Raw genomic sequence first — 25815 nt, forward strand, 5'->3', positions numbered from 1 at the left:
ATTTAAAAGGAAATCGAACGTATGCGAACCTCAACACTTCAATATTTGTATTTGCAAAAACCGATCAGCACCGCAATTATTGTTTGTCTGATTTCCACCCTTCCTTGGCTCGGGGTAGGCGGCTTCTCCAGCCAACAGGAACGGCAGGAGGCAATGATTGCTTCCACCATCCTGAAAACCGGTGAATGGACTTTGCCCCAGACCGAATCGGGTATTCCGTCTTATTGTCCGCCGATGGCGCAATGGGTAATCGCCCTTTGCTCTTATCCGCAGGGAGAAGTAAATACGTTTACGGCGCGACTGCCTTCAGCATTAGCTTTCGCCATCCTGATCGCGGCGGTCCTTATTTTTTTCGGTAAACGGATCCGCTTCCAGGAGGCTTTTATCGCCACTTTCCTATTGCTTACCTGCTTTGAAATGCATCGGGCGGGGATGACTGCAGGCTCCGATATGCTGTTTACGATGTTCCTTTTCCTATCGTTCATCCAACTTTACCGATGGGAGAACAAGCTGGAACTGAAAGGACTTCCGGTTCTTGTTCCGCTCCTGTTGAGCGGAGCGATACTGACGAAGGGGGTGGTCGGAATCATCCTGCCCCTATTCGTGTTCGGAGTCTATTTGCTGATACTTCGAAAATACTGCATGCGGAAAGTATTGAAAACCTTGCTTTATACTTGCGTCTCCTCTTTGTTTTTGCCGTTACTCTGGTACATTTCTGCATGGAAAGAAGGAGGTGACGCCTTTCTGAGCGCGGTATGGTTTGAAAATATAGGACGACTGTCTCCGGTTCCTTTACAGGACGGATATACAACCGTTCCGGTACATAGCTTTTGGTATCACTTTGTGACGTTATTCTGTGGTTTTTTCCCGTGGACATTGCTTGCCTTCTTTTCTCTGTTCGGGTTGGAAATCAAACGTTCGGGGAAATCGGTCGGAGAGGTGGCGAAGACGATCTGGTCGCAGGTTTGTTCATTGGATAAAATCAAGCTGTTCAGCTTGGTTGCTTCGGTCTGTATTTTTGTTTTCTATTCCATTCCGGCGCATAAGCAAAGTATGGATCTCTTACCTGTTTATCCGTTCATAGGCCTGTTTTTGTCGCAGCTTTTCCTGTATATCACTGAGCATCGCTCTAAGGTGACCCGTGTTTTCGCCACGTTAGTAGCTATCGTTGTTTCTTTGGGTGTGCTTCTGATCGCATTATTCATGGTAGGGGCATTGAATCCGGCGGAGATTCCGGCGATTCATCCGGAGATCGCGAAAATACAGGCTCATGCAATGCATATCATCAGCCAGCAGTTCCTTTCGCCTTCGATCGTAACGATCCTTTTATCGCTGTTGCTTCTCGCTACCTTGGGAACCGTCTACTACCAGATGTTTAAGCGGATAAATATTAAAATGCTATATGCAACCATTTTATTGACATTCTGCGTGAACTTACTGTACAACGCAGTCGTTATATATGAAACAGCCTGACAATAAGAAATTGAAAAATAAAATTAAAATGCGGGTTTCCAAACGAACTTTGCTCAACAGATTCACCTATGAAATATAAATTATTGGTCTTAGATATTGATGGTACCTTGCTGAATGATCAGCATGAGATAACAAAACGTACCCATACCGCCTTAATCAAGGCGCAACATATGGGTATCCGGGTGGTCATTGCATCCGGGCGCCCGACCTGCGGAGTTACTCCGCTTGCAGAAGCCATTGAACTGGGTAATTTCGACGGCTATTTTTTTTCCTATAACGGAGGAAAGATATTCGATGCAAAATCCAACAGGCTTCTTTTCGAGAAAGCGGTAGAGAAAGAGATGGTCCCTTTCTTGCTGAAATTGTCAAAGAAACATAATCTGGCAATTTTTACATATAACCGGAATACTATTCTCACCGATTCTCCCGACAATGAATATGTAAAAAGAGAGGCCGAGCTGAACGGCATGACGATCATCCCGAGCACTAATTTTGGTGAAGATATCAATTTTGCCATCCATAAGATCATGTTGGTGGGTAATGATCCTGAAGTATTGGATCATTTGGCACAACAGGAAAAGAAGAGGTTGAACGGCGCCTTGAGTATTATACGTTCCGAACCTTATTTCCTGGAATTTGCACCCCAAAATATCGACAAAGCCAATGGTCTTTCCATACTCATGGACAAGATCGGCGCCCATAAAAGTGAAGTCATGGTCATTGGAAACGGCATCGCCGATATTACGATGATCCAATCCGGAGGCCTGGGCATCGCCATGGGAAATGCACCGGATGCGGTAAAAATCTGCGCCGGCGAAACGACGCTGTCCAACAACGAAGACGGAGTGGCCGAAGCGATAGAGAAACATATCCTGAAGGAAAGTATTCCGTCGGCGATCATCCTGAAACAGCTCAATGCCAACACAGCCCATTCGCTCATGGGAAATCTGGGAATAGAGTATACCTACGCTTCCCCTGAAAGGGTGGAGGCCATTATGCCGGTGAATGAGCGCAATCGGCAGCCGTTCGGAATCCTGCATGGAGGCGCTTCCCTTGCATTGGCGGAAACCATTGCCGGAGTCGGTTCGATGTTGATTTGCGGAGCGGACGAAATTGCCGTCGGGATGCAGGTCAGTGGTAACCATGTTTCTTCCGCCCGGGAAGGCGATACGGTCCGCGCAATCGCGACGATCATTCACAAAGGTCGTTCTTCGCATGTATGGAACGTGGACATCGTCACCTCTACCGACAAGCTGGTTTCTTCCGTCCGTGTCATCAACAGTGTCTTGAAAAAACGCTGACAGAATTTGCTATCGACAAATTACTTAACCAACCAATAATATATATGAAGTATTTCTTTATAATGACGCTCTGTCTTTCGGCAGTTACGACACTGACGGGACAGGTATGGCAACCGCAAAAAGAAGCCTTGCAAAGGGAAACAAAATATGCCTCCTATGATTGCATAACGCTTCTCGACAGTATAAAAGTGGAAGTGGAACCGACCGGCTCCGGCAGCTTTACCGTCTATAACGCTTTCAAGGTACAAACCCCTAAGGGTGCCCTCAATAACCGGGTAATCAAATACGATTACGACCCATTGACGGCTCATGCCGCTTTTCATTCGGCCAGTATCTACCATGCGGACGGAAGCGTTGAGAACCTGGACGTGAGCAAGGCGCTCGATTATGCCGCTCCGGCCCGGATGATTTACTGGGGAGCCCGTCAGATCATGCTGGAAGCCGGACGGCTGGAACCGGGCGATATCGTTGCCTATGAGATACGGAAAAAAGGATTTACTTACGCCCTGCTTTCCGGCGTTGGAGACGACGATTCGCGCTTCATCCCGCCGATGCGCGGGCATTTTTATGATATTGTCCCTTTCTGGAGCCAGACGCCGACGATCCGTAAAGTCTACAAGGTGTCCGTCCCGATGGAAAAGGAGTTGCAGTTCCAGTTTTACCAAGGCGAATGCAGTTCTTCGCTGCGTTACGAAAACGGGAAAAAGGTCTATACCTTCGCCGTGGAAAACCTACTGCCTTTCCCACGGGAAGATAATATGGTCGACCTTTTCGACGCCGCCCCGAAGTTAATGATGTCTTCCACCCCGACCTGGAATGATAAATCCCGCTGGTTCCATAAAGTAAATGAAGACTACGGAAGTTTTGCTTCCCTGCCCGAAGCCCAGAAAAAGGTGGATGAACTGATCAAGGGGAAAAAGACGGAAATGGAGAAGATCGCTGTCCTTACGCACTGGGTGGCGGACAATATCCGCTATGCGGGCATCTCCATGGGGAAAGGCGAAGGCTATACGCTGCATAACACGAAAATGAATTATACCGACCGTTGCGGAGTCTGCAAAGATATTGCCGGCACACTCATTTCTTTCCTCCGTATGGCCGGGTTCGAAGCCTATCCGGCGATGACGATGGCCGGCAGCCGGGTGGAAAGCATCCCGGCCGACCATTTTAACCATTGCGTGGCTGTCGTCAAACTGGGCAACGGCACCTATATGCCGCTCGACCCGACCTGGGTTCCTTTTTGCCGGGAATTATGGAGCAGCGCGGAACAACAACAGAATTACTTGCCCGGCGTGCCGGAAAGTTCCGACCTCTGCGTGACGCCGGTTTCCGCTCCCGAAAATCATTATGTACGTATCAAGGCTTCCAATCGCCTGGATGAAAAGGGAAATCTCAAAGGCGAATTTACCATTACCGCCGAAGGGCAGTCGGACAGCAATATCCGCCGGATCTTTACGACCGGATGGCAGTCCGAATGGCAGAATACGATGGAAAGACAGCTTTTGCAAGTCTCTCCCAAAGCTCGTATGCTAAGTGTGGATTATGGCAAGAATCCCAAAGACTACCAGGCAGGCCCGATCCGGATCACTTTCCGCTATGAAATTCCGGACTATGCCGTCCGGGGAAAAGAGGAGCTACTATTCAGGCCTTTGGTTATGAATAACCTTTACTCGCAAGTCATGACCTTCTTGCAGATCAATACGGATCCGGAAACCCGCCGGTATGGCTTCAAAGACCGGTGTTCTCGTTTAGTCGTGTTGGACGAATCGATCCAACTGCCTGCCGGTTACCGACTGCTGAATAAAGAAAAGGAAGAGAACCAGAAGAGCAGCATCGCCGATTTCAGCGGGCACATCTGCCAAACGAAAGACAAAATAGAATTACACCAGACTCTGGCGCTGAAGAAACGGGTCTATGCGGCGGAAGACTGGCCCTGCTTCCGGGATGCAGTCAATGCATACAAGAGTTTCGGTGAATATCTGGTCGTAAAAAAATAATCATTAAAAAGAGATAGAATATGACTCACATACGATACAAAACCCTTATCCTGTCCGTCCTTCTGCTGTCTGCCGCTACTGTCTTTGCCGGCCCGGAAGCGGAATTCAAACTACTCTCCAAATCATGGACGTTGCATGGGGACGGAAGCCAGGAATTCCGTTATGCCAAAGAGTTGGCGATTTATACCCATACAGCCATGAACTCGACTTACGGAGAGACATTTATCCAATACAATCCGGAATATCAGGAGGTAAAGATACATTCCTCCTATACAAAGCAAAAAGACGGGACGATCGTGAAAACGCCGGAGAATGCTTTTGTGGAAGTGCTCCCTCGCGCAGCCGCCGACGCTCCGGCTTATAACCAACTGAGAGAACTGGTAGTCGTGCATACCGGATTGGAATTGGGCGCTACCATCTTTCTGGACTATTCGGTGCTTTCCAAGCCCGGTTACCTTCCCGAAATCGATTTATGCGAAACACTGGCGGAGTCTTCCCCGGTCAAGGAATACCGGTTGAGCATTTCCGCCCCGGAAGGCAAGCCGCTGCATTATGCCATCACCAATCTGAATGCCAAGGCGATCCAAACCGTTAAGGATGGCACTAAGCAGATCAGTTGGACGTTGTCGAATCTGCCGGCCGGTTCCAAGGCTCCCTATGTGTCGGTTCAGGCAGGCGATATTCCGCAACTGACCGCCTCCTCTTTCGCTTCCGAAAAGGAAGCTTTGGAAAAACTGCAGTTCCAATACGGACGCACCCGTGACCTGAGAGTTCCTGCCTTAGCCCAACATCTGACCAGGGAAGCCAAGACGGACACCGAAAAGCTGCAAATCCTTCTCTCTTATGTAGTCGACGAAGTGGGCTATTCTCCCTTGACATTGACGGAAACCGGCTTCCGGGTACGTCCCGAAATCTCCGTGATCAATACCGCTTACGGTACGGGAGCGGAAAAACTGGGCTTACTCGCCGGATTGTTGAAAGGAGCGGGTATCGAAGCCAAAACGGCCGCCGTCTATCCGACCCAGGCTCCTTCCGCCAGTTTGGGCCTTTCTGCTATCAGCGAATTCATCGTTCTTGCGTCGGCGGATGGAAGGGAATATGTGCTTTCCCCGACCAGCAAATCCATCGCCAATGCGGCCTGGTATACCGCCTATGAAACGATACTCGGGCTTTCTTCCGCCGGTGAAAAGATCACGTTGCCATCGCCCTCCCATGCAATAGACTGTAAAACCCAGCTAAAGGTTTCGCCCGACAAAGCCGAAGCGACGGTCACCGCCGTACTTGGTAACGGTTTGATTCCTTATATAGGCTCCCTTCAGGCGCTCACCCAAGGAGGAAAAGAGCTTAAGACCACTCCGGGGAAAGATGACGAAACGTTTGAATATACCGCCGTCCAGACCTTAAAAAGCAACAACGGCTACGCCCTGCTGTCCTTCCCCGTACCGGCCGTCGCCTTCCTTCATTCTTCATACGACCGCCTGAACACCCGCCGTACCGAGCATCTGTTGCTTCCGTATCCGGCCAATGAGCAATATCATTACACCGTCACGCTGGATGAGGGCTGGCAGTTAAGCACGCCGGAGACAAATATCGAATTGGACAATGCCGTCGGACAGCTCGCCATCCAAGTGAAGCAATCGGGCTCTGTCGTCCACGTTATCCGCAACCTTGCGCTCAAAAAACAGCTTATCACCCCGGCTGACTATGCCGCTTTCCGCCAGTTGCTGACCGCCTGGTCCGATCCCAACGGAACGCAACTCCTCCTGAATTTGAAAGATTAAATTTGAACAGTCATTATTATTTAGACTTCTAAAACAGAAAAGGGAGAATTCGTCACGAATTCTCCCTTATGCTAAATTGAGTTTATATGTTTATGAAAAAATATTTTCGTAATCTGAAGCAGGAAGATCGATTTCCTGGACATTCAAATTATACTCGTTCGCTTTTCCGTTCCATATCCCATAAACAGAATGGATTTCTCCTGTTTCCGTATTATAGGTAAAAGTCGTCCTATAGAAAGGAGTCCAGTCGTTTTTCCGGCTGTTCCACCGATATGCTTTTTTCTCGGCAACCTTACCGGAATCGTAGTAGGTAAATTCATATTTTACTTCCTTGCTAAGGAGACCGTCTTCATTCAAAAAGATGGTTTTTGAAATGACTTTCCCATTTTCCTCTTTCGTATCATGGATATAGTTACGGGGAGGGGAAACGGCATTCATCGTGAGACTGCATACAAACAAGGCGATTAATGTAAAAACTGTTGTAATTCCGTATTTTTTCATGGTGAATTAATTTAATAAATATACTATCAAATTGTAAGGCAAATATACGTATAATATTTAATTGTAGACTTGTTGTGTGTCATATTGAAATGTAATTAGTAATATTTAACCTTATTGCCGGCCGACCGGCCGAAATTACTCCATCGGAATTACGTAGGGAAAGCGAATATATTTACCATGTAAAGGTATGGTTGAAAACGGAAAAATTGCCACAAGCATCGGTGACCGTCAGTGTCAATTCATGGGAGCCGGTTTTCAGCCGTTGCCTGTCGAGATCATAGGTTATTAATGCATTTTTCCCATCCATTTCGAATAGGACGAACTTGCCGTCTATTTCTCCTCTGTAGGATTGGATGCCACTCAGATTGTCCGTGATTGTAAAGGCTATTTGCTTTTTACTGAGCCATTGTGCCTGGCGAACCGGACTTATCCGGGGAGGGATGCTGTCGATTCGTACGGTATAACTGCCCATTTCCCGGATGTCTCCATCTATCCATCCGTCCCGGTAGGTCCCGCCGATCCAACTTGCACGGCCGTTGTGCAGGCTGACGATTCCATACTGAAGCTTGTTTTCCAAGGAATCTTTTTGCAGGCGAAGGGATAACTGGGCGGAGCGATGGAGCGGCACCGGTTTGTCGTGGAGCCTATGAATCGCTGCGATGGCTCCCTCCGGCTCTTGTACGGAATAGCGGAAATGCAGGTCGTCGTAGAGGTTGCCTTTGGGAATTGTCAACCGGATTCCTTTGGCTCCGAAAATATTATCGGTTATCCACCGGAGAAAAGTAGAGCCGGTCGTATCCAGCGGCTCGATATTCTGCTCTTTCCCTTCGATCCAGATCGGCAATTGGGTCGTATTACCGTGTAGATCTTTCAACTGAAGGGTCAGATGATAGGTTCCTTCCTTGCGGATATAAATATATCCTCGATTGACGGTCTGGATGAAACGGAGCTTATTACCTGGTTCCACGAACAGATTCGTATAGAAAGCATGGGTATTTCTCCATTGGGGATAATCGACGAAGCTGTTTAGGTAACGCGTTTCATTCAATGCGTACTGGTTTATTTTACTGTGAAATAAGACAATCGTATCGGCTGAAAGGGTAATTTCCCGTACGCCGTAGATATTTCCCGTACCGGTTATATAATCGTTGGCGCGCAAGGAAAATCCGACTTTTCCCCATGCTTCGATTTTACCGCTGATTGTTTGCTTCCCGTCCTTGCCGGTGACCAGTTTGAGTGTCTGCCGCTCTTGCGAACCGTCGACAACGCCGAAGCCTTTGGCCGGACAGATCTGCAGGCCCAGAATCCGAGGCGCCCTGTCGTCTTTGATTTTATCTTGGTAATAGAGTAGGGGATCCATTACTTCGTCCGACTTGGTGTCCCGTATTTCAAAATGCAGATGGGGACCTCCGGAGCCACCCGAGTTTCCGCTCAATGCAATGACTTCCCCCTGCCGGACAGGAAATAGTCCGGGCTCCGGCGTTAGGTTGACGGCAAAGCTTTCCCGTTCATATTGTTGCTCTTTTACATAATCGGCGATTCGCTTTTCAAACCGTTGCAGATGAGCGTAAACGGTGGTTGTACCGTCCGGATGACTTACATATAAAATATTGCCGTATCCCCAGGGACTTACGCCGATGCGCGATACATAACCGCTTTTAACGGCATGAACCGGCTTGCCCTCCACGCCCTGCGTCTTGAAATCAAGTCCGGAATGGAAATGGTTCGGACGAAGCTCTCCGAAATTAGCGCTGAGTAAAATGGGAAAGTCGAACGGATTGCGATAGGTTTCCTGCGCCTGCACAAACCCTCCTTCGAATGCTCCCGATAAAAAACAAAGGCTAAAAAATAAAAAACGATACATGGATTATAATCTTTTCAGAATTTATATTAACAAAGGTACTTCTATCCTTGTAAAGTGAATGCTAAAAAGACTTATTTTAGGATAAAGAGATTTTTAAACCGGGAAAAATCGTATTTTTGGATACTTAATAAATTTAATTCAGATGAAAAACATTTTATTTAAAGTTGCTTTATTAGCATTCGTATTGATATTCCTGCCGAATCGTACGGCATGTCAGGAAAAGGCAGTTAGCGCCTTGTCCGTTACCAATTTAAGAAATAACTCGTTACCCCATCATCCTTCTTCACTGAAGATCCTGGGCATCGGAAACAGTTTCACGGAAGACGGGATGCAGTATCTTCCGGATTTGTTGGAAAGCGCCGGCATCGATAACGTGACGCTGGGTAAGCTGACCATCGGAGGGTGCTCCCTTGAGAAACATTACCAACAATACCTGACCGGGGATTCGGCTTACAGATATCAGAAATCCTATCCCGGAAAGAATGTCTGGGAAGAAGCCGATAATAAATGTACATTTACGGAGGCCGTCTCGGATGAGCCCTGGGATATCATTATTATCCAGCAGGTATCGGGCAATTCCGGCAAATATGAAACATACCAACCTTATTTGAAGTACCTGATAGACGCCATGATTGTCCATTGCCCTAATGCGGGCGTCTGCCTCGGCTGGCAGATGACCTGGGCCTATGGAACGGATTCCAAGCACCAGGACTTCGCCAAATACGGCAGCAATCAGGATACCATGTACCATGCTATTCTCCGGGCAGTGAAATCCATGATTGCGGAAACCGGGATCGACCTGATCATCCCGTCCGGCACAGCCATACAAAACCTTCGGAACACCTCGCTGAATAATGCTCCGTTGGATCTTACCCGGGATGGATACCATAGCGACTTGGGAGCCGGCCGTTATACATTGGCTTGCACTTGGTTTCAGACGCTGATCGCTCCCTGCCTGGGTAAAACTATTGCCGGAAACACATTTCGTACGGGCAATGGAAACGTTCCGGTGACGGATGCCAATTTCCGCCTTTGCCAGAAAGCAGCGCAATATGCCTGTAGTACCCGTTTTGAGGTTATTCCGGTCGAAGAAAAGCAATAGCCGGATTAATTATCGCCTCCCGTTCCGATGATGAGATCGGCGCGGACAGGAAGATGGTCGCTAAAGCCGCCTTCATATTTGTATCCGTAATACGTCCGGCGGGGGCGTTTGCCCCGGTAGGTCTTATCTTCGGTAAACAGGAAAGATGGGTCGAACAGGCAGGCGCTGCCGTCTACATAATGGATTGGCGAGTCCGGCGAAAGGAGTGACGGACTTAGGAGGATTTGATCCAATTGCAACCAATTGCCCTGGTATTTGTTGCTTCCGGGTTGCGTCAACCGGGCGGGATCGGCAAAAAGGTTCGTAAGCGGGTGGCTTCCGGAGGAGAGGAGGCGCAGGCTCTTGTTCCGGGGCGTATCGTTGAAGTCGCCCATGACAACCAGAGTCGGATGTTGCCGTATGGCAGACAGCGAATCGCAAAGACGGTGCAGATAAGAGGCCGCGTCCCATCGGGAAGATTCACTCCCTTTCTCCCCTCCGTAGCGGGAGGGGAAATGGCAGACGAATACATCGAGCGTATCCCCGGTGCTCACTTTTCCCCAGACATGCAGAAGGTCGCGCGAGTGTTTCTCCGGATCCCTGAAGGGAATCCGGTAAGCAGTATGCCCAAGGTATGCAAAACGGTCGCGCTGATAGAGCAGGGCGATATTGATCCCTCGCGGGTCGGAGCCATGCGTCAGGCAATACCGGTAAGGAAAGGCTTTTAAAGGAGTATGGTTTACCAGTCGGTGCAGCACCGAATCGTTTTCCACTTCGCATAGTCCTACCAAAGCGGGCGTTCCCCATTCACCGGCAGCGGTGATCACTTTGGCGATCTGTTGCATCTTCGTGTAATAACGGCCGCGCGTCCAATGGCGACCGCTTTCCGGCAAGTATTCGTCATCCTGCTTCTCCGGATCGTCGGTCGTGTCGAAACTATTCTCCGTATTATAGAAAAGGATGCGGAATGCGGATTGCGCCTTTCCTCCCGCCGGGCAGCCGAATAGAGAGAGCAAGAAGGTGATACAAAATACGTAGAACGCGTGTTTCACTTCTTCTCTTCCTCCTGAGGCACGTAGACATAAGCGCCGATGTCTGGCGCATTCGCTGTCCGCGGTATACCGTAGCGGTCGGCCGGATAGTTTGCTGCAATCGTTGGATCGGCCTTGCCGATGCCTAAGGATTCATTAGCCAGCCGGTAGTCGTAGATGTAATTGCTGGATATCCCGGTTGCCACATACGTCGGGCTCTTTCCGAAAAGAACCGACACGAAGTAGGTGTTTTCATTTCCCTTGGTTTTGATCAGGCAGTGATTGAAGCGATAATTGAAAAGAATGCCTTTGGCCTCGGAAAGCATGAGTTCCCCGTGTAATAATGTGTCTCCTATGCCCGAAGCGGCATAACTACCGTCGATAATACAGTTATCGAAGGACGCCTGCAGGAGCGGAAGGTCTTTTTTCACGTTATCGATGGTTGCGCTGTTTGCCATCGTTAGGCTGGGCGTATTCGTGGAGCGTCTTTTCAAAGACATATAATTGGCAAACGTGCAATGGGTGAAAGCGTAATGCCCGCCGATGAGGGTAACCAGGCCGTCTTTCGCATTGCTGAATTCAGAATTGAAGGCTTCGAGCCGGCAATTAATAGCGGACAGGATCGGCCCGTCTGCATTGGTGACCTGCGAATTGCCGATCTTGATCTTCGGTTGTTCGGGCGTCGATTCTTCAAACACCAAGCCGGAAGTTACATTCCGTACGGTCACGTAGTCGAATTCGTTCCCGAAGCTATTTTGCAGGAAAAAGATGCCGTCCCATTGTCCCGGGGTCCGGTCGTAAGGCAAAACGACATCATTCTCATCCAAGAGTATATCCATGCGATCTCCCCGGAAAGTGATCGGCTTTTCCAGCGTCCCTTTAGCCAGGAGGCCGCCTTTGACAATAATCTTTGCCTTATCATGCATATAGAGCGAAGCGCCCGGTTCGATTGTCAGGACCGCACCTTCGGAGATGAAGAGGCTGTCGTAGATCAAATAGGGACGTTCGGCTGTAAAAGCCGTGTCTTTCGTAATGAATTTCCCTCCGCGATAGATTTCGGCGTCTTGCCCGTAAGCCTGCAGAAGTACGGACTGCCGGATCCCGTTCGTGGAGAAAATAACCGAATCCTCGACAAGCAACGGCTGGTTCTTTTGATTCGGGTCGATAGTTACTTCCACGAAAACATAGAGGCTGTCTTTGGGCCAGATGGTAATGTCGTGGAAGGAATCCCCCTTTCGTCCGTCTACATTGATCCGGTAGGATTTGCCGGCATTTGCCAACAGGACGGATTCTATCTTCAGCGCTTCGTTGTTCCGGTTATAAACCATGATCTTTTTGGTGGCCGAACCGATAGTGGTAAAGACCGTGTCGAAGGTGAGGGTATCGGCGGAGAATGTGAGGCGGTCGTTCGGGTCGGTCGAATAGTTTTCGTCTAACCCTTCGCATCCCGTAAGGAAGGAAAGCAAAAGGTAAACGGAAAACAAAATTGGAAACAGGATAACCCTTTTCATATTAAACAATGATCTATTTGTCTTGTGATCTATCTTTTTTAAAGACGCGGGCACGAGTGGAAACGTTGCATGCGGTTTAAAAAAAGAAGAGAGTGCGTTAAAAATCAATTGCTTATCAATTGTAAAAATGATAGCTATGAATGAACGCAGCCATAACTATGAATCGGTGCAGTCATAACTATGAATGAATACATTTATAGTTATGAATTCTTGCAAAGCTTTCTTCTTCTGGCGCACTCTCTTTTTTATAACGTTTTTACTCCCTTATTATTGTACGGGAATATTCTTTAATACTTCGAGCAAATGCCTCCACCAAAGATCTACCGTTTTTATCTCGATGCGCTCGCCCGGAGAATGTACTTCACGAAGGGTAGGGCCGAAAGAAATCATATCCAGATACGGATATTTTTCAAGGAATAACCCGCATTCCAACCCTGCATGGATAGCCATGATCTCGGCTTCTTTGTGAAATAGTTTACGGTAAGTCTCTTGTGCAATCTTCAATATTTTCGAATCCGGATTCGGCGCCCAGCCGGGATATCCGTCCCCTTGTTTTATCTCGGCGCCGGCCAATAAAAAGACGGCGGCAACCTGGTTGGCTACGGCGATCTTCTGGGATTCGAGGGAACTGCGTTGGCTGGTGCTTACGATAATCTTGTTGCCGTCTATGTCCTTGACCGATGCCAAATTCGTAGAGGTTTCGACCAGCCCGGGCACATCGTAGCTCATTCCGATAACGCCGTGAGGGCAAGCGGAAAGGGCATAAATGATACGTTTCTTCAGATCCTTGTCAAGTACATGGGACGGACGGTCTACCGAGCCGATGGTCAGTTTTACATTCGGATCGATATGCTTCAGTTCATTTTCTACCTGGCTGCTGAAAATATTCAGCAAAGCCCCTGCTTTTTCCCGGTCGTCAGGCAGCAAACCGATCACGGCATGCGCCTCGCGGGCAATGGCGTTCCTTAGGTTTCCCCCTTCGATCGTACTAAGTACAAAATCGTATTTTTCCTGGAGAAGATAGAGGAAGCGCACAAGGATCTTGTTGGCATTTCCCAATCCTTTATGGATGTCTCCGCCCGAGTGTCCGCCGTTTAGTCCTTTTACGCCGATACGGAAATAAATCCGGGAATCGGGAGCGGGAAGCGGCTCATAAGCAAAGGTCGCCGTGGTGTCTTTGCCTCCGGCGCATCCCATGAAGATTTGACCTTCGTCTTCACTATCCAGGTTGATTAGAATGCTTCCGCCAAGGAATCCCTTCTGAAGCGCTTTGGCGCCGCTCAGGCCGGTTTCTTCGTCTACGGTGAAAAGACATTCTATCGGCCCGTGTTCGATGTCGTCCGAAGCGAGTATGGCCAATTCGGCAGCTACACCTACCCCGTTGTCCGCGCCGAGTGTCGTTCCGTTGGCGCGGAGCCAATCGCCGTCTACAATCGTCTCGATCAGATCCTTATCGAAATCATGCACAACGTCGCTGTTCTTCTCGCAGACCATGTCGACATGCGATTGCAGGATAACCGTCTGGCGGTTTTCATAGCCCGGAGTTGCCGGCTTTGAAATTAAAACGTTACCGATTGCGTCTTTCTTGACTGCCAGATGATGTTTGGCTGCAAAATCCTCAAGGTAAGCTATGATTTTCTCCTCTTTCTTCGAGGGACGGGGAATTTGTGTAATCTCATGGAAGAAACTCCATACTGCCGTTGGCTTCAAATCTGTAATTTTCATGCTTTATATATTTAAAATGATACCTTTCTGTATTTTCCAATCCTAACTGTTTTTACAGTATAAATCAAAAAAAAGTAGAATTAAATATGAAAAACGCGCGTGATAATTGTTAAACTCTTATCTTTGCGTTCACAAATATATGGAAAATGAGCTTAATCCGGTGATGGATATTCATAAATCTTCTTATTTGTAAGGTGTTCCTTAGTTGTTGTAGCAAGTATAAAACAAAATAGATATAACGATAAAGTATTAAAATTCGCTCTATGAAGAATATTAACTATGTCATCAGCGGTATATTAGCCGTTGCCGTTGTGATCTTGTTTATCTTACATTTTTCCGGGAAAAAAGTGACAGGTAATACTCAGGTAAGGGAGGTTTCCAAAGACGGCTCCATTGCCACTCTTCCCATTGCCTACGTTGATGTGGACACTTTGTTGATGAATTATAACTTCTCCAAGGATTTGAACGAACAGATCCTGAGAAAACAGGAAAACGCCCGCGCCAACTTTACGCAGAGGGCCCGCCAGTTGGATACCGAAGTGAAGGAGTTCCAACGTAAACTGGATAATGGCGCTTTTCTGACCCGTGAGCGTGCGGAACAGGAACAACAACGCCTGGTGAAGAAACAACAGGAACTTCAGGAACTGGATCGTAAATTGTCCCAGGAACTTGGCGAAGAACAGCAGAAGATCAACGGGCAGCTCCGGGATACGTTGATTGAGGAATTAAAGAAATTCAATGCGGACAAGAAATACCAGATTATTCTCAGCAGTACCGTTGGGGGAACCGTCCTTCTGGCTGACAAGGTTTATGATATCACAGCCGAAGTGCTTGAATATCTGAATAAGAACTATGCTACCAAGATAGATAAGTAAAAAAGCAAAACATAAATTCACAACAATAAGGAAGGCGAGCGCTCCGTTTGGAGTCCCCGCTTTTTTTATTTCTGTACCGGAAGGGAATCGACTTGATATTTCAGGTAAACTCGCATTTATCCCTTTGTTCGGCGGAGTGTCCTCACTCCGTCGTGTTGGAAGCAAAAACTCCTGCTTTGACTATACTTAAAAAGGAGAATCATTGCGAGGCGGGAGCCTCGCTTTTATCACCGACGGAAGCTCGAGCTTCCGCCGAACATGACAGGAGTTTAAATGCGTTTGGCCTGCCTGATTTTGCCGTTATTCTTTCGGCGCCCTGAAGGCGAAATAAAGTTGGTAAATCGCGGAGATGGTCAGGAAGACTATCCATGCCTTGTGCCCTTTGAACATGATGGCGGAGGCGACGATCATCAATACACCGGAAAACAGGTTATAACGGTAAAAACGCCTCTGGCGGAAATCGAGTTCCTTGTATGGGGCGGTCAGGAAAGAGACCGTCATTCCGGCCGCTCCCAAAGCGAAGAGATAGGGGGCATACGTCCACTGGATGAAATAGAGAACGGCACCGGCCAGGATGAATAATCCCGAAATGTTGTATAATAGTGTTCTTGCTTCTTTGGTCATTATTTCTCAACAATAATATAAATATCTTCGTCCGGCTTCTTCATATAATATTGCTCGCGCGCAAAACGTTCCAGCCCGTCCTTATTGGTATGCAGGTCATGTAGCTTTTGGTTGTTTACCTCGATTTCTTCCTGATAAAACTTGATTTCCTTTTCCAGTTCACGTATTTTTTCGTCGTACTGGTAACGCTTATACAACGTACTGTCGCCGGCCGTGAAGGTTAGTATCAGGAATATAATAGTTACCAACCAGTATTTGTTGATTTTGGATAAATATTTTGTGTAAAAGTCTTTGATCCGTGACATGGGAATACCTGTTTCTGCAAATGTACAATAAATTATTTTGCTATCTTTGTCTGGAAAGAAGAAAATACACCATGGATAATTATATCGTTTCAGCAAGGAAATATCGTCCGTCCACCTTTCAAAGCGTTGTAGGGCAAAAGTCGCTGACGACCACTTTGCGGAATGCGATTCTTACGAATAAACTGGCGCACGCCTATCTGTTTTGCGGTCCGCGCGGGGTAGGGAAGACTTCCTGCGCGCGGATTTTTGCCAAGACGATCAATTGCATGAACCTGACTCCGGAAGGGGAGGCCTGCAACGAATGCGAATCCTGCCGGGCGTTCAACGAGCAACGCTCGCTGAATATCCACGAGCTGGATGCCGCTTCCAATAACTCGGTCGACGACATCCGCTCGCTGATCGACCAGGTACGCATTCCGCCGCAATTGGGGAAATACAAGGTTTACATCATCGATGAGGTACATATGCTGAGCCCGGCGGCTTTCAACGCTTTCCTGAAAACATTGGAAGAGCCTCCACATCATGCGATCTTCATTCTGGCGACGACAGAGAAGCACAAGATCCTGCCGACTATTCTTTCCCGCTGCCAGATTTATGACTTCTCCCGGATTTCAGTCTCTGACGTGGTCGAGCACCTGCAATACGTGGCTTCCTGCGAAGGGGTAACCGCTGAGCCGGAAGCGCTGAATGTTATCGCGCAGAAGGCCGACGGGGGGATGCGCGACGCCTTGTCCATTTTCGACCAAGTGGTCAGCTTTACGGGAGGGAATATTACTTACCGGGCGGTGATCGAAAACCTCAATGTCCTGGATTATGAGTATTTCTTCCGCCTGACGGAGGCTATACTGAACGGCAACGTGCGGGAATGCCTGCTGATTCTGAACGAGATCATCAGCCATGGTTTCGAGGGGCAGAATATCATCACCGGACTGGCAGCCCACTTCCGGGATCTGTTGGTCTGCCGTGACGAGGCGACGTTGGTCTTGTTTGAAGTCGGCTCTTCTATTCGCGAACGGTATAAGGAAATGGCGAAACGCTGTCCGGAAGCTTTCCTCTTTAAGGCGATTGAACTTTGCAACACCTGTGACCTGAATTATCGTAACAGCCGGAATAAACGATTACTCCTGGAACTGACGTTGATCCAGCTCTGCCAGTTGAACCGTCCCACGACGCCTTCTCCGGCGGATTCGTCTCAAAAGCACCTGAACCCTTTGAACGCGAATGCAAAGGAGGACAGACAGTCTCCATCCGCTTCCCCGCAGGCGCCGGCTACCTCCCAAGCGGCCTCGTCCGATGCACGTCCGACGGTAGTGACAACCCACATTCCGTCTTCGGCTTCTATGCCGTCTTCTCCCTCCGCGACTCCCAAGCGTACGACGCATGCCCCTATCGGTGCGTCGCTAAAGGAGATCGGCTCCGTAAAACCGAAAGCGCAGGTGGTACAGGAAACGCAGGTAGTGGATCAGAAGGAGTCTTTTACACAGGAGGATTTACAGCTTTGCTGGGATGAATTTTCAGAAACGATCGAGCAAAAAGTCCATCTAAAGAACACGATGATCAACAACAAGCCGGTACTCTTGTCCGACTCCCAAATCGAAGTGCCGGTCTATAATCCCGGCCAACAGGATGAGCTTCTGAACAACAGCCTGGAGATCCTGTCCTACCTCCGTTCCCATCTCCGGAACACCCATATCCAGATGAGCATCCGTATCCTGGAAACCAACGAAAACCAGAAAGCCTACACGTCCACTGACAAATTCAAACTTCTCTCCGACATCAACCCGACCCTCCTCAAGCTCAAGGATGAATTCAACCTCTCCATTGAATAGAAAAAGGGCAAAAAGGATAAAAATATACAGAAAACAGAGGAAAGTGATTTATTGCAACCACGGTTGATTCAACCGCTATTGCAAATATAGCAAACAAATAATTCTTATTAAAACTTATTCAAGGCATCGCCTGAAGATTCATTCTCTTTTCAAGGCGATTGAACTTTGCAATGTCTGCGACCTGAATTACCGCGTAATAGCCGTATATCTACATTACGTATAACACGTAGTTGTGTGATTCTATATTCATTTTAATACTCATTAGAAATAGTTTGCTGCAAAATTGATGATATTCCAGATAAAGCTCGATAAACTGTCTCATACGAGACAGTACAGCTTGTTTCAGCATCTGCTCAATCAAACGGCTTTCTTCGTTTTTTTGTAATTCGGAAATGAGGTTTGAACTGTAATATTCTTTTTGTCCTTGAGTTAATATGGCAGCGATGTCATATCCCAACCAAGTGGCTCCGACGACAAACGTATCAAAATCATCCATTTCATAAACCTCCTGATGATAGTTCTTTTCAATATTTCGTTCTTCAAAAACATTGTAATAATTCTCAAGAATGTAGCATAAGTCTTCGGCATCTTTACTCGTTGATACGTTGCGATCTATCCAAGCATTGAGTTTTAATAGAAATAAGCCACTGAGTGAAGTGATCCGGATATCAAACTCATTATCAATCCGAATGGTGATAAAGTTTTTCAAGACTTCATTGAATCCTTTTACAGACATGGCTATTTCCTCCTTAGGTGGCCAATAAATATTTTCATCTTTTTTGGCTACTGCTCCGAATGGATAATATCCAGTTCATAGATTTTGTGGTAATAAAACCGTTGCTTTTGGTGGGTAGATTTTTCAAAGTCATTTAGCTGTACTATCTCGTTTGATATTTCCTCAAATTTATTCCAGTCAGTTATGGTAATAGCAATATCCAAATCCCGTGTATAGCGGGATGATTCCTGATCTGCCAGTTGCTTCATTATTATATCCCGCGCTGTTGCACCTATCACATAGAAAGGCAGATTCTTCCTTTCGAAATATGAACTAAGCACTTGTAATAACTCCTTTAATAAAGGATTATTGAATTTATCACTGGAGATGCTGTAACTCATTCTTGTATATTCTTTGTGCAGCTTCGATATTACGGCTGTTGCCACTTCCCATCAAATCGGCATATGTTAATAATACGGGAGTCATTCTTTCGTCATTTGTGAAAGTCCAGAATTTATTATAAACAAAGATTTCTCCATTTTCGTCTGTACGGAGTCCGGTTTTTACTAATGCTCCGATATTCCCACCATATAAGGTATATTGTCTCGGATACAAATAACCGTCATATAAATTAGCAGCAGATTCGCCTCCCCAAAAACAATCAGGGGGAAGTGATATATTTTTCCAATCTTTTTTGATATTACTATCTTTGAAAGTCATCTTCCTTACAAACCGTTTGGGCTTAAGAATATCATTGTATCCGACTATCCATCGTTCTAATAGCTCTTTCCTGTTTTTTAGAGATTTACCTTCATTTGTTTTTAGGATATAGCCGGACTCAATCAATTCATTCATGATAATATTGACAGAACCTAATGAAACATTTGCCGATTCTTGTATTTGCCGGTAAGGTAAATTCACCCAGTCCGGATTTTCCAATAACCGGAATATGATTTTCAGACCAGCCTCCTGAAATAGCCTGCTCTTGCTCGAAACGGGTATGGAATATTTTCCTGTTGTCTTTTTCCCCTCCACATGAAGAATTAATTTATCAACTCTTATTTGACAATTCCCTGCAACATCCATGCTGTTTATTTCGTTTTGAATAAGCTCAATCATGAGGCCCGGATAAATACTTTGGACCACAAGGAGGATAGGGATCTCAGTTTGCTTTTGCAATTCAATGAGGTTTCTTTGAATATTTCCGAAGTTACTTGTTGTTATAGCTCCCTTAACTTTGCAAAGAAATTCTATATCATTGATATGCAAGATATAATCAAAATCAGGATTAGGAGATTTCTCCAACCGAATATTTGCATTACCAACAATTTCAGAGAGCCTATCTATAGCGCTATTTACAAGTTCCTTTTCCATATCTGGTTTGTTTTTGTTCACTAAATACACATGTTCACAAATAATGAACATGCAAATATAATGAACGATATTGGTTTAAGCAAATAAGGAAATCTAATCGATTCGTTCTTGCTAAATCCTATTCAAGTACCGTATTAAGATTCTTGTAATTGACTAATTTTATGTTTCCGACTGTGTTCTCGTATGCTCCGGCGTAAATGATTGTTTTGCTGCTTATACGATTTTCAAATGTTTTCTCGACCACTTCTTTAAGCCTTTTTCAAATTCGCTGTTATAGGTTTGCGCCGATTTAATCTCTATGGCATCAAAGCGATCCTCATGTTTTAACATTAAGTCCACCTCGTTTTTATTACTATCCTTAAAAAAGAATAAATTACTATCTTTACCTTTATTATATCTTTGTTTTAAGGCTTCCGTAACGATGAAATTTTCGAATAAGTCACCTCTTTTTTTATCTCTGTTTAATTGCTGAGGAGTCTCTATACCTAATAAATAACAGGCTAATCCTGTGTCGAGGAAATAGAGTTTTGGCGTTTTGGTTAGTCGTTTGCTTGTGTTCTCAAAATAGGGGGGGGAGTATTGTTATAATATAAGATGTTTGTAAAACGGATAACCATGATTTTATTGTATTCACACTAACTCCCACTTCGTTCGATAGCTCTGAAGCAACGAATAGATTTCCTGTCCGTCCGGCGCATAGGCGGAGAAACGTTTGGAACTGCATCCAGTCTTTTACCTGTAATAAATCGCGCAAATCACGTTCAAGATATGTTTTTACATAATTGGGATAGAGGAAAGTTGCAATATTTTTTTTTGCATAAATGGCCGGATAGAAACCGTCAAACAACAACTCGTCCAACGATTTATTGTCTGCTGAATCTTTGACTTCGGAATAAGACATGGGAAGTAATTCAAAGATAGCCGTTCTTCCGGAAAGAGACTGTGTGATTGATCGAAGCATGGAAAATTGGGAACTACCCGATAAGATAAATCGTTTTGACGGATTTTCATCCACCATTCCCTGAATATAGGATAGCAATTCCGGAACGTTTTGCACTTCATCTAAAATCATACCTTTTGTATCTTGATTCAAAAATGCGACAGGGTCATTTGCCGTATAGTTTCGGATATCCAGATTCTCTAAGGAGTAATAAGATAGCTCATCAAACAGATGTTTTATCAAAGTCGTTTTACCGAATTGCCGAGGACCTGTGATAGTGATTACCGGAAAGTATTTAATAGCTTCTTTTATAACTGGAATGATTTCCCTATCAATAAATATTATCGCCAGTAATAATATTTTCATGTTATATTCTTGTTTGTACTATGCGTGTTCGTGAAAAGTCAGTCACATGGTAGGCCTGCAGGCTCACCCGGTAAAAGATTGGTTTTAATATGTGAGTACTATGTTATGATATCTCGCGTTCTAATAGTAGAGGTAAGGCCCCTACGTAGTAAAAGGGGATATTGATTAATTTGAATGATTTCCCTTTTGGCGTTTTTACCTTGTCCACCGAATACTTCCCACTCCAGATACGCACAGCAGTCTCTCCTTTGGATAAATCCATAAAAGATTGTACGGATCGTAGATGTGTATTATTTCCTGACTTTACTTCGATCGGGATGATGTCTGTTCCTCGCTGCCATATGAAATCAACTTCGGCATTCGAGCCTTTTTTATCGCGTACCCAGAAGTTCAACTTTTCGATATAAGCATTATCTAACAATACTCGTAGTTCTTGTGCAACGATGTGTTCTGCAATATCGCCCCGCCATGAATCGAGAATGTCTTTTTTCCCGATTAATTCAACTTGAAGATTTGCGGCAAAATTGACCAGGCCGGTATCTACCCAGCGCAGTTTGGGCGCTCGTCGGAATGATGCTTCAATGGGTGCTTGTACACTGGTGGTTGGATAAATCAATTCCAATAGAAAGGCTTTTTCCATAATTGTAAAAGCCTCCCGAACATCTTTAGAGAGATAATTAGAGCCGCCGAAGTTACCCAGTGTTATGATTTGTCCGGCTTTGCTCCAACCGGTATTTAGTATATGGCGTATGATTTGCGTCTGTTTCTGTGTAGGTGCATATTTTTCCACATCTTCGTTATATCCCTTCAGCAGTGTATTGTAGATACGCTTCAATCGGGTTAAGTCTCTGTATTCTGCATAGTCTGCCACCACTTCGGGCATTCCGCCGATAAGGGTGTATAAATTAAAGCGCTTAATAGCTTCTGCATGTAGCGCATCCGGTAATGTCGCTTGCTCGATAGCTTTTTTATATTGCATCTCACCGATAGCTCCCAAAAACTCTCCGAATGAGCAAGGCGCTAACTGCATATATTCCACACGTCCGACAGGAAAAGAAACACGCTCTTTCAATAAGGATTGCAATCTTGAACCTGCCGCTATGACATAAAGCTGCGGTATATCTTCGTAAAAATAGCGTAGTAATGCCACAGCTTTTGGTTCAGTTTGTATTTCGTCAATGAACAACAAGGTGCGTCCTTTCCCCATAGATATATTTTGGCGAAAGCAAACGACCTGCATAATATCTGAAACCGTGTCCGACTCTGTGAATAAGCGTGCATCTTCCGGTCTTTCGAGATTCAGATGAATGTAGTTGTCAAAATCCCGGCTAAATTCATTTATGATGGTCGTCTTGCCGACTTGTCTGGCACCTCTCAAAATCAGAGGTTTACGCTGCGGATTAGAAGCCCACTCTTTCAATCTTAGATATATGTTTCTGTAAATCATTTTTATATCATTTTTTTACAAGCAAAAAGATTGCTTGTTTTCTAAAGACATAGGCAAATATAGACAAAAATAAATTGAAAACATAGGCAAAAAGAGATGTAATAGTGATGAAAACATAGGTAAGAAGTCTCTTTTCTTATCTCTGCTCAATTTAATAATGTAAGTTCCCTCTGATGATTGTAGTTTTCTTATCAGTGTTAAGATTTATTTGCCCGTGCGATATTCATGATGTTCATGATTAGTGAGGTTCATCCATTCAATGATGGCGACGGCCGAATATCAAGAATCATGATGACTGCAGAGTTGGTTAAAGCCGAACAGACACATATCATTGTTCCAACTGTTTTCAGGGAGGATTATATATTGGCATTAAGAAAACTTACACGCCAAAAGGATCCGAGTACATACATCAACGTAATGGTAAAACTGCAAAAGTTCAGCGACAATCTCTATGGTTCTAATTTTATAGAACTGAAAGAGTATCTTCGGGCTTGCAATGCCTATGAAGAACCAACGCAAGCAAAACTGGAGATTATAGACAGGGTTATCTGATCGTTATGCTCTGAAATTTGTCGTCAGGACACATCTATTCGTCAAAATTTATAGTACAAGGCAGATTTGAATAAGTTAGCTATAAAAATTTGTGTGAACAGCAGACAGAATATATAGTTCGATACACTTTATCCACATCCTTAGTAATCAGTACTATCTGCTTTAATCGGTACGAGTAGTCATTTAACAAATGGGAGAGAAAGCTATGGGAAATTCAACTTTTTATTTATCAGAGTAATAACCTTTTTTCTCGTGCTGTGCTTTTTCCTTATGTACTTTTGCCGGAATTCTAGATTACAAAAGTAACGATAAAATGGCAGAAACGAGTAGAAAAAGGATGTTTTTGCTTTGGCAGACTTATTTTTCTTTGAAAACGTGTATCTTTGTATTTAGAGTTTTTCAATTTCTATTTCTATTTAGATGATCTTGATATGCTCTTTATGAGCCTTGAAGTCTATTTCAATCGTAAACTCACCCCACGTGCTAAAGCTGATGAAGAAGCACATTCGCTCATTATTCTTGATGAAGTGCAATTCTGCCCGCGTGCCCGGGTTGCCATCAAGCATTTGGTAGCCGATCATCGGTACGACTATATTGAAACGGGCTCGCTCATCTCCATCAAGAAGAATGTAAAGGACATCATGCTGCCATCAGAAGAACATGCCATTGAGATGCACCCCATGGATTTTGAAGAATTTCTTTGGGCGATGGATGATGAGATGATGATGCCTTATATACAACTCCAATTTGAAAAGCGCAAGCCTATGGGTGCTTTTCATCGCAAAACCTTGGATTACTTCCGCCAATATCTGATTGTAGGCAGTATGCCTCAGACAGTGGCGAAGTATGTGGAAACGCACGATTTTGAAAAAGTGGATGAGGTGAAGCGTGACATTCTTGCTTTATATAGGAATGATATCAAGAAGTATGCCGACAACCAAGAAACGAAGGTGGTGGCTATTTTTGATGAGATTCCGGGACAGCTTCAGAAACATCAGAAAAAGTTCCGCTTATCTGCTTTGCAAAATGAGGCTCGTATGCGTGATTATTCAGAAGCATTTTTTGGGTTAGGTGATGCGAAAATTATCAATTGTTGTTACCTCAGCATTGGATTGAAACTGAACGAGGTGCGTACTACGTTGAAATGCTATATGGGGGATACAGGCTTGCTCATTAGCCATGCTTTTGATGAGCGTGGAATCGTGAGTGAGGAGCTTTATCAGAAACTGATGTTCGGTAAGTTGGAAGTAAACGAAGGTATGTTGATAGAAAATATTGTAGCTCAGATGCTACGCGCATCCGGGCATAGGCTGTATTTCTATAGCAATAGTTCCAGAACGTCTAATGACGACCGTATGGAAATAGACTTTTTGATAGCAAAGCCCATAACCACCAGTCGTCATAACATTTTCCCCATAGAGGTGAAGTCTGGTAAAACCTATACACTTACCTCTCTTAAGAAGTGCATCGCTAAATATGGTAATCAGCTATCTATACCGTATGTGCTACATGATAAAGATGTGAGAGAGATGGATGGTCTCATTTATCTCCCCTTGTATATGACACCGTTATTATGATTATGCAAATCATGGATAATAAACTCACATATCAGGACTTCTTGAAGAAAATATGTAGCTTCAAAAAGAGAATGATACTCTTCGTTCTGAGATTATACGGCTAAAGAGTTTATTGTATATAGAAGAACCCCTCATAAAGCCAAAAGTAATTCAGCATTTCTCTTTGGAAGAGAAAGTTGCTTTATTTAGGAGCATAACGGAATTGTAGAAGGAAGTGTTAATCGACTTAAAAACATAAAACGACAAATGTATGGAAGAGCCGGGTTTGAATTACTCAGAAGAAAAGTTGTATTATCGACAACTGGATAAAGCTTCACCAAAAGTGACGAAGAATCCCAGAAGTGCAGCGTTTTTGGCAACAGTTGTCAATATAAAAAGAAAAAAGAGGGTGTTAACTTTAACACCCTCTTTTAGATATACAAAAATATGTTTTATTCATCTTCTGGCCAACCAGTTCTCCTAAATCCTGTAAAAGTATATGTGATGCCAGGAGTTTGCTCTGTTGTCAAAGTAAAAGATATTGCATCCGCTTTATGTCCGCTTGGAGTTGTTGCTCCATCTAAGACCACATTTCCATTGGAGATAGAAAAAGTTTTTCCATTAGTTAGAAAAGCGTTTGGTTGATCTGTCACGGAAAAAGTTTTTGCACTAATATTAATATCCACCTTTCCTCTTACCCCATAATTGGCATTGAAAGACGTTGCTGTTCCAATTCTAAGCCACATTTGAGTGGTACTTTCGTCAGATGTATTGTATGTATAAAGTACCACTTTTGCTGTTGCTCCCGTTGCAGAATTAGTCATAACCGTTTTCCATTCTCCAGATAAGGGGAAAACAGATGAATACTCAACTTCTGGGTCATCATAAGTCTCACAACTTACGCCGAATAATATTGCAAATACTATAATAGAAAATAATTTAATTTTTTTCATATTCTATAATCTTT

Annotated in this window: 22 protein-coding genes and 1 pseudogene; 9 read left to right on the top strand and 14 right to left on the bottom strand. The window is 45.0% G+C overall.

From position 1 onward, the window contains the following. Window positions 1–21: 21 nt before the first annotated feature. From BQ8014_RS06750 to BQ8014_RS06765, 4 genes are all read left to right on the top strand, one after another. Window positions 22–1473: an ArnT family glycosyltransferase gene (locus BQ8014_RS06750; RefSeq protein WP_080903702.1), complete on the top strand. Its 1452-nt coding sequence runs from the start codon at window positions 22–24 to the stop codon at window positions 1471–1473. A gap of 68 nt (window positions 1474–1541) precedes the next feature. Next, window positions 1542–2774 (top strand): Cof-type HAD-IIB family hydrolase, encoded by a 1233-nt coding sequence (locus BQ8014_RS06755; RefSeq protein WP_080903703.1) that lies wholly within the window; start codon window positions 1542–1544, stop codon window positions 2772–2774. Between the two features lie 44 nt (window positions 2775–2818). Next, entirely contained in the window at window positions 2819–4771 is a 1953-nt protein-coding gene (locus tag BQ8014_RS06760; protein WP_080903704.1) for a DUF3857 domain-containing protein, read from the top strand. Window positions 4772–4791: 20 nt separating this feature from the next. Beyond that, the gene (locus tag BQ8014_RS06765; RefSeq protein ID WP_080903705.1) at window positions 4792–6552 is read left to right on the top strand and encodes a DUF3857 domain-containing protein; all 1761 of its coding nucleotides are present in this window, start codon (window positions 4792–4794) and stop codon (window positions 6550–6552) included. 90 nt (window positions 6553–6642) lie between these two features. On the opposite strand, the gene BQ8014_RS06770 is transcribed toward BQ8014_RS06765, so the two are convergent. Further along, on the bottom strand, window positions 6643–7053 hold the full coding sequence (locus tag BQ8014_RS06770) for a DUF3836 domain-containing protein (RefSeq protein WP_080903706.1): 411 nt from the start codon (window positions 7051–7053) through the stop codon (window positions 6643–6645). A gap of 172 nt (window positions 7054–7225) precedes the next feature. Beyond that, window positions 7226–8917, bottom strand: a complete 1692-nt coding sequence (locus BQ8014_RS06775; protein WP_080903707.1) for a M23 family metallopeptidase — start codon at window positions 8915–8917, stop codon at window positions 7226–7228. A gap of 142 nt (window positions 8918–9059) precedes the next feature. Here BQ8014_RS06775 and BQ8014_RS06780 point away from each other — a divergent pair, with 142 nt between their 5' ends. Further along, complete coding sequence (locus BQ8014_RS06780) at window positions 9060–10019, top strand: DUF4886 domain-containing protein (RefSeq protein WP_080903708.1); 960 nt, start codon at window positions 9060–9062, stop codon at window positions 10017–10019. Between the two features lie 5 nt (window positions 10020–10024). Here BQ8014_RS06780 and BQ8014_RS06785 read toward each other — a convergent pair whose 3' ends face one another. From BQ8014_RS06785 to BQ8014_RS06795, 3 genes are all read right to left on the bottom strand, one after another. Next, entirely contained in the window at window positions 10025–11023 is a 999-nt protein-coding gene (locus tag BQ8014_RS06785) for an endonuclease/exonuclease/phosphatase family protein (protein ID WP_080905858.1), read from the bottom strand. 23 nt (window positions 11024–11046) lie between these two features. Further along, the gene (locus BQ8014_RS06790) at window positions 11047–12540 is read right to left on the bottom strand and encodes a hypothetical protein (RefSeq protein ID WP_080903709.1); all 1494 of its coding nucleotides are present in this window, start codon (window positions 12538–12540) and stop codon (window positions 11047–11049) included. Window positions 12541–12807: 267 nt separating this feature from the next. Then, window positions 12808–14265 (bottom strand): aminoacyl-histidine dipeptidase, encoded by a 1458-nt coding sequence (locus BQ8014_RS06795; protein ID WP_080903710.1) that lies wholly within the window; start codon window positions 14263–14265, stop codon window positions 12808–12810. Between the two features lie 263 nt (window positions 14266–14528). Between BQ8014_RS06795 and BQ8014_RS06800 the strand changes: the two genes are divergently transcribed. Next, window positions 14529–15140, top strand: coding sequence for an OmpH/Skp family outer membrane protein (locus tag BQ8014_RS06800; RefSeq protein ID WP_080903711.1), 612 nt, complete (start codon window positions 14529–14531; stop codon window positions 15138–15140). A 300-nt stretch (window positions 15141–15440) separates the two neighbouring features. Here BQ8014_RS06800 and BQ8014_RS06805 read toward each other — a convergent pair whose 3' ends face one another. Both BQ8014_RS06805 and BQ8014_RS06810 read right to left on the bottom strand, forming a co-directional pair. Next, on the bottom strand, window positions 15441–15764 hold the full coding sequence (locus BQ8014_RS06805) for a hypothetical protein (RefSeq protein ID WP_080903712.1): 324 nt from the start codon (window positions 15762–15764) through the stop codon (window positions 15441–15443). Then, window positions 15764–16069: an FtsB family cell division protein gene (locus tag BQ8014_RS06810; protein ID WP_080903713.1), complete on the bottom strand. Its 306-nt coding sequence runs from the start codon at window positions 16067–16069 to the stop codon at window positions 15764–15766. The genes BQ8014_RS06805 and BQ8014_RS06810 overlap by 1 nt, the downstream gene beginning before the upstream one ends. A 71-nt stretch (window positions 16070–16140) precedes the next feature. On the opposite strand from BQ8014_RS06810, the gene BQ8014_RS06815 reads away from it, so the two are divergent. Next, entirely contained in the window at window positions 16141–17898 is a 1758-nt protein-coding gene (locus BQ8014_RS06815; RefSeq protein ID WP_080903714.1) for a DNA polymerase III subunit gamma/tau, read from the top strand. 208 nt (window positions 17899–18106) lie between these two features. On the opposite strand, the gene BQ8014_RS18965 is transcribed toward BQ8014_RS06815, so the two are convergent. The 6 genes and pseudogenes from BQ8014_RS18965 to BQ8014_RS06835 form a co-directional block, all read right to left on the bottom strand. Further along, window positions 18107–18634 carry a hypothetical protein gene (locus BQ8014_RS18965; RefSeq protein WP_087880493.1) on the bottom strand — a complete coding sequence of 176 codons (528 nt, stop codon included), beginning with the start codon at window positions 18632–18634 and terminating at the stop codon, window positions 18107–18109. Between the two features lie 47 nt (window positions 18635–18681). Then, window positions 18682–19014, bottom strand: coding sequence for a hypothetical protein (locus BQ8014_RS18970; RefSeq protein WP_087880494.1), 333 nt, complete (start codon window positions 19012–19014; stop codon window positions 18682–18684). After that, entirely contained in the window at window positions 18992–19987 is a 996-nt protein-coding gene (locus BQ8014_RS06825) for a type IV toxin-antitoxin system AbiEi family antitoxin (protein WP_080905859.1), read from the bottom strand. The genes BQ8014_RS18970 and BQ8014_RS06825 overlap by 23 nt, the downstream gene beginning before the upstream one ends. Before the next feature lie 213 nt (window positions 19988–20200). Beyond that, a pseudogene (locus BQ8014_RS19690) lies at window positions 20201–20500 on the bottom strand (DUF4143 domain-containing protein); the annotation flags it as partial. 46 nt (window positions 20501–20546) lie between these two features. Further along, a complete protein-coding gene (locus BQ8014_RS19695; RefSeq protein WP_234997997.1) occupies window positions 20547–21293 on the bottom strand; it encodes an ATP-binding protein in 747 nt (248 codons plus the stop codon). Window positions 21294–21396: 103 nt separating this feature from the next. Beyond that, window positions 21397–22740 (bottom strand): ATP-binding protein, encoded by a 1344-nt coding sequence (locus tag BQ8014_RS06835; protein ID WP_080903715.1) that lies wholly within the window; start codon window positions 22738–22740, stop codon window positions 21397–21399. 288 nt (window positions 22741–23028) lie between these two features. Here BQ8014_RS06835 and BQ8014_RS06840 point away from each other — a divergent pair, with 288 nt between their 5' ends. Together BQ8014_RS06840 and BQ8014_RS06845 are read left to right on the top strand one after the other, a co-directional pair. Continuing rightward, complete coding sequence (locus BQ8014_RS06840; protein WP_234997998.1) at window positions 23029–23292, top strand: hypothetical protein; 264 nt, start codon at window positions 23029–23031, stop codon at window positions 23290–23292. 383 nt (window positions 23293–23675) lie between these two features. Beyond that, window positions 23676–24869, top strand: a complete 1194-nt coding sequence (locus tag BQ8014_RS06845) for an ATP-binding protein (protein WP_080903717.1) — start codon at window positions 23676–23678, stop codon at window positions 24867–24869. A 431-nt stretch (window positions 24870–25300) separates the two neighbouring features. On the opposite strand, the gene BQ8014_RS06850 is transcribed toward BQ8014_RS06845, so the two are convergent. Next, window positions 25301–25801, bottom strand: coding sequence for a lipid-binding protein (locus BQ8014_RS06850; RefSeq protein ID WP_080903718.1), 501 nt, complete (start codon window positions 25799–25801; stop codon window positions 25301–25303). Window positions 25802–25815: the final 14 nt, after the last annotated feature.

The organism is Parabacteroides sp. Marseille-P3160 (genome assembly GCF_900162725.1).
In the GTDB taxonomy this organism is placed as follows: Bacteria; Bacteroidota; Bacteroidia; order Bacteroidales; family Tannerellaceae; genus Marseille-P3160.

Coding starts and splice junctions, on each gene's coding strand:
- BQ8014_RS06810 (WP_080903713.1), bottom strand. CDS start 16,069: ATGTCACGGATCAAAGACTTTTACACAAAATATTTATCCAAAATCAAC.
- BQ8014_RS18970 (WP_087880494.1), bottom strand. CDS start 19,014: ATGAGTTACAGCATCTCCAGTGATAAATTCAATAATCCTTTATTAAAG.
- BQ8014_RS06775 (WP_080903707.1), bottom strand. CDS start 8,917: ATGTATCGTTTTTTATTTTTTAGCCTTTGTTTTTTATCGGGAGCATTC.
- BQ8014_RS06790 (WP_080903709.1), bottom strand. CDS start 12,540: ATGAAAAGGGTTATCCTGTTTCCAATTTTGTTTTCCGTTTACCTTTTG.
- BQ8014_RS06835 (WP_080903715.1), bottom strand. CDS start 22,740: ATGATTTACAGAAACATATATCTAAGATTGAAAGAGTGGGCTTCTAAT.
- BQ8014_RS06760 (WP_080903704.1), top strand. CDS start 2,819: ATGAAGTATTTCTTTATAATGACGCTCTGTCTTTCGGCAGTTACGACA.
- BQ8014_RS06800 (WP_080903711.1), top strand. CDS start 14,529: ATGAAGAATATTAACTATGTCATCAGCGGTATATTAGCCGTTGCCGTT.
- BQ8014_RS06755 (WP_080903703.1), top strand. CDS start 1,542: ATGAAATATAAATTATTGGTCTTAGATATTGATGGTACCTTGCTGAAT.
- BQ8014_RS06795 (WP_080903710.1), bottom strand. CDS start 14,265: ATGAAAATTACAGATTTGAAGCCAACGGCAGTATGGAGTTTCTTCCAT.
- BQ8014_RS06765 (WP_080903705.1), top strand. CDS start 4,792: ATGACTCACATACGATACAAAACCCTTATCCTGTCCGTCCTTCTGCTG.
- BQ8014_RS06770 (WP_080903706.1), bottom strand. CDS start 7,053: ATGAAAAAATACGGAATTACAACAGTTTTTACATTAATCGCCTTGTTT.
- BQ8014_RS06825 (WP_080905859.1), bottom strand. CDS start 19,987: ATGGAAAAGGAACTTGTAAATAGCGCTATAGATAGGCTCTCTGAAATT.
- BQ8014_RS18965 (WP_087880493.1), bottom strand. CDS start 18,634: ATGTCTGTAAAAGGATTCAATGAAGTCTTGAAAAACTTTATCACCATT.
- BQ8014_RS06780 (WP_080903708.1), top strand. CDS start 9,060: ATGAAAAACATTTTATTTAAAGTTGCTTTATTAGCATTCGTATTGATA.
- BQ8014_RS06805 (WP_080903712.1), bottom strand. CDS start 15,764: ATGACCAAAGAAGCAAGAACACTATTATACAACATTTCGGGATTATTC.
- BQ8014_RS19695 (WP_234997997.1), bottom strand. CDS start 21,293: ATGAAAATATTATTACTGGCGATAATATTTATTGATAGGGAAATCATT.
- BQ8014_RS06850 (WP_080903718.1), bottom strand. CDS start 25,801: ATGAAAAAAATTAAATTATTTTCTATTATAGTATTTGCAATATTATTC.
- BQ8014_RS06840 (WP_234997998.1), top strand. CDS start 23,029: ATGATGACTGCAGAGTTGGTTAAAGCCGAACAGACACATATCATTGTT.
- BQ8014_RS06750 (WP_080903702.1), top strand. CDS start 22: ATGCGAACCTCAACACTTCAATATTTGTATTTGCAAAAACCGATCAGC.
- BQ8014_RS06815 (WP_080903714.1), top strand. CDS start 16,141: ATGGATAATTATATCGTTTCAGCAAGGAAATATCGTCCGTCCACCTTT.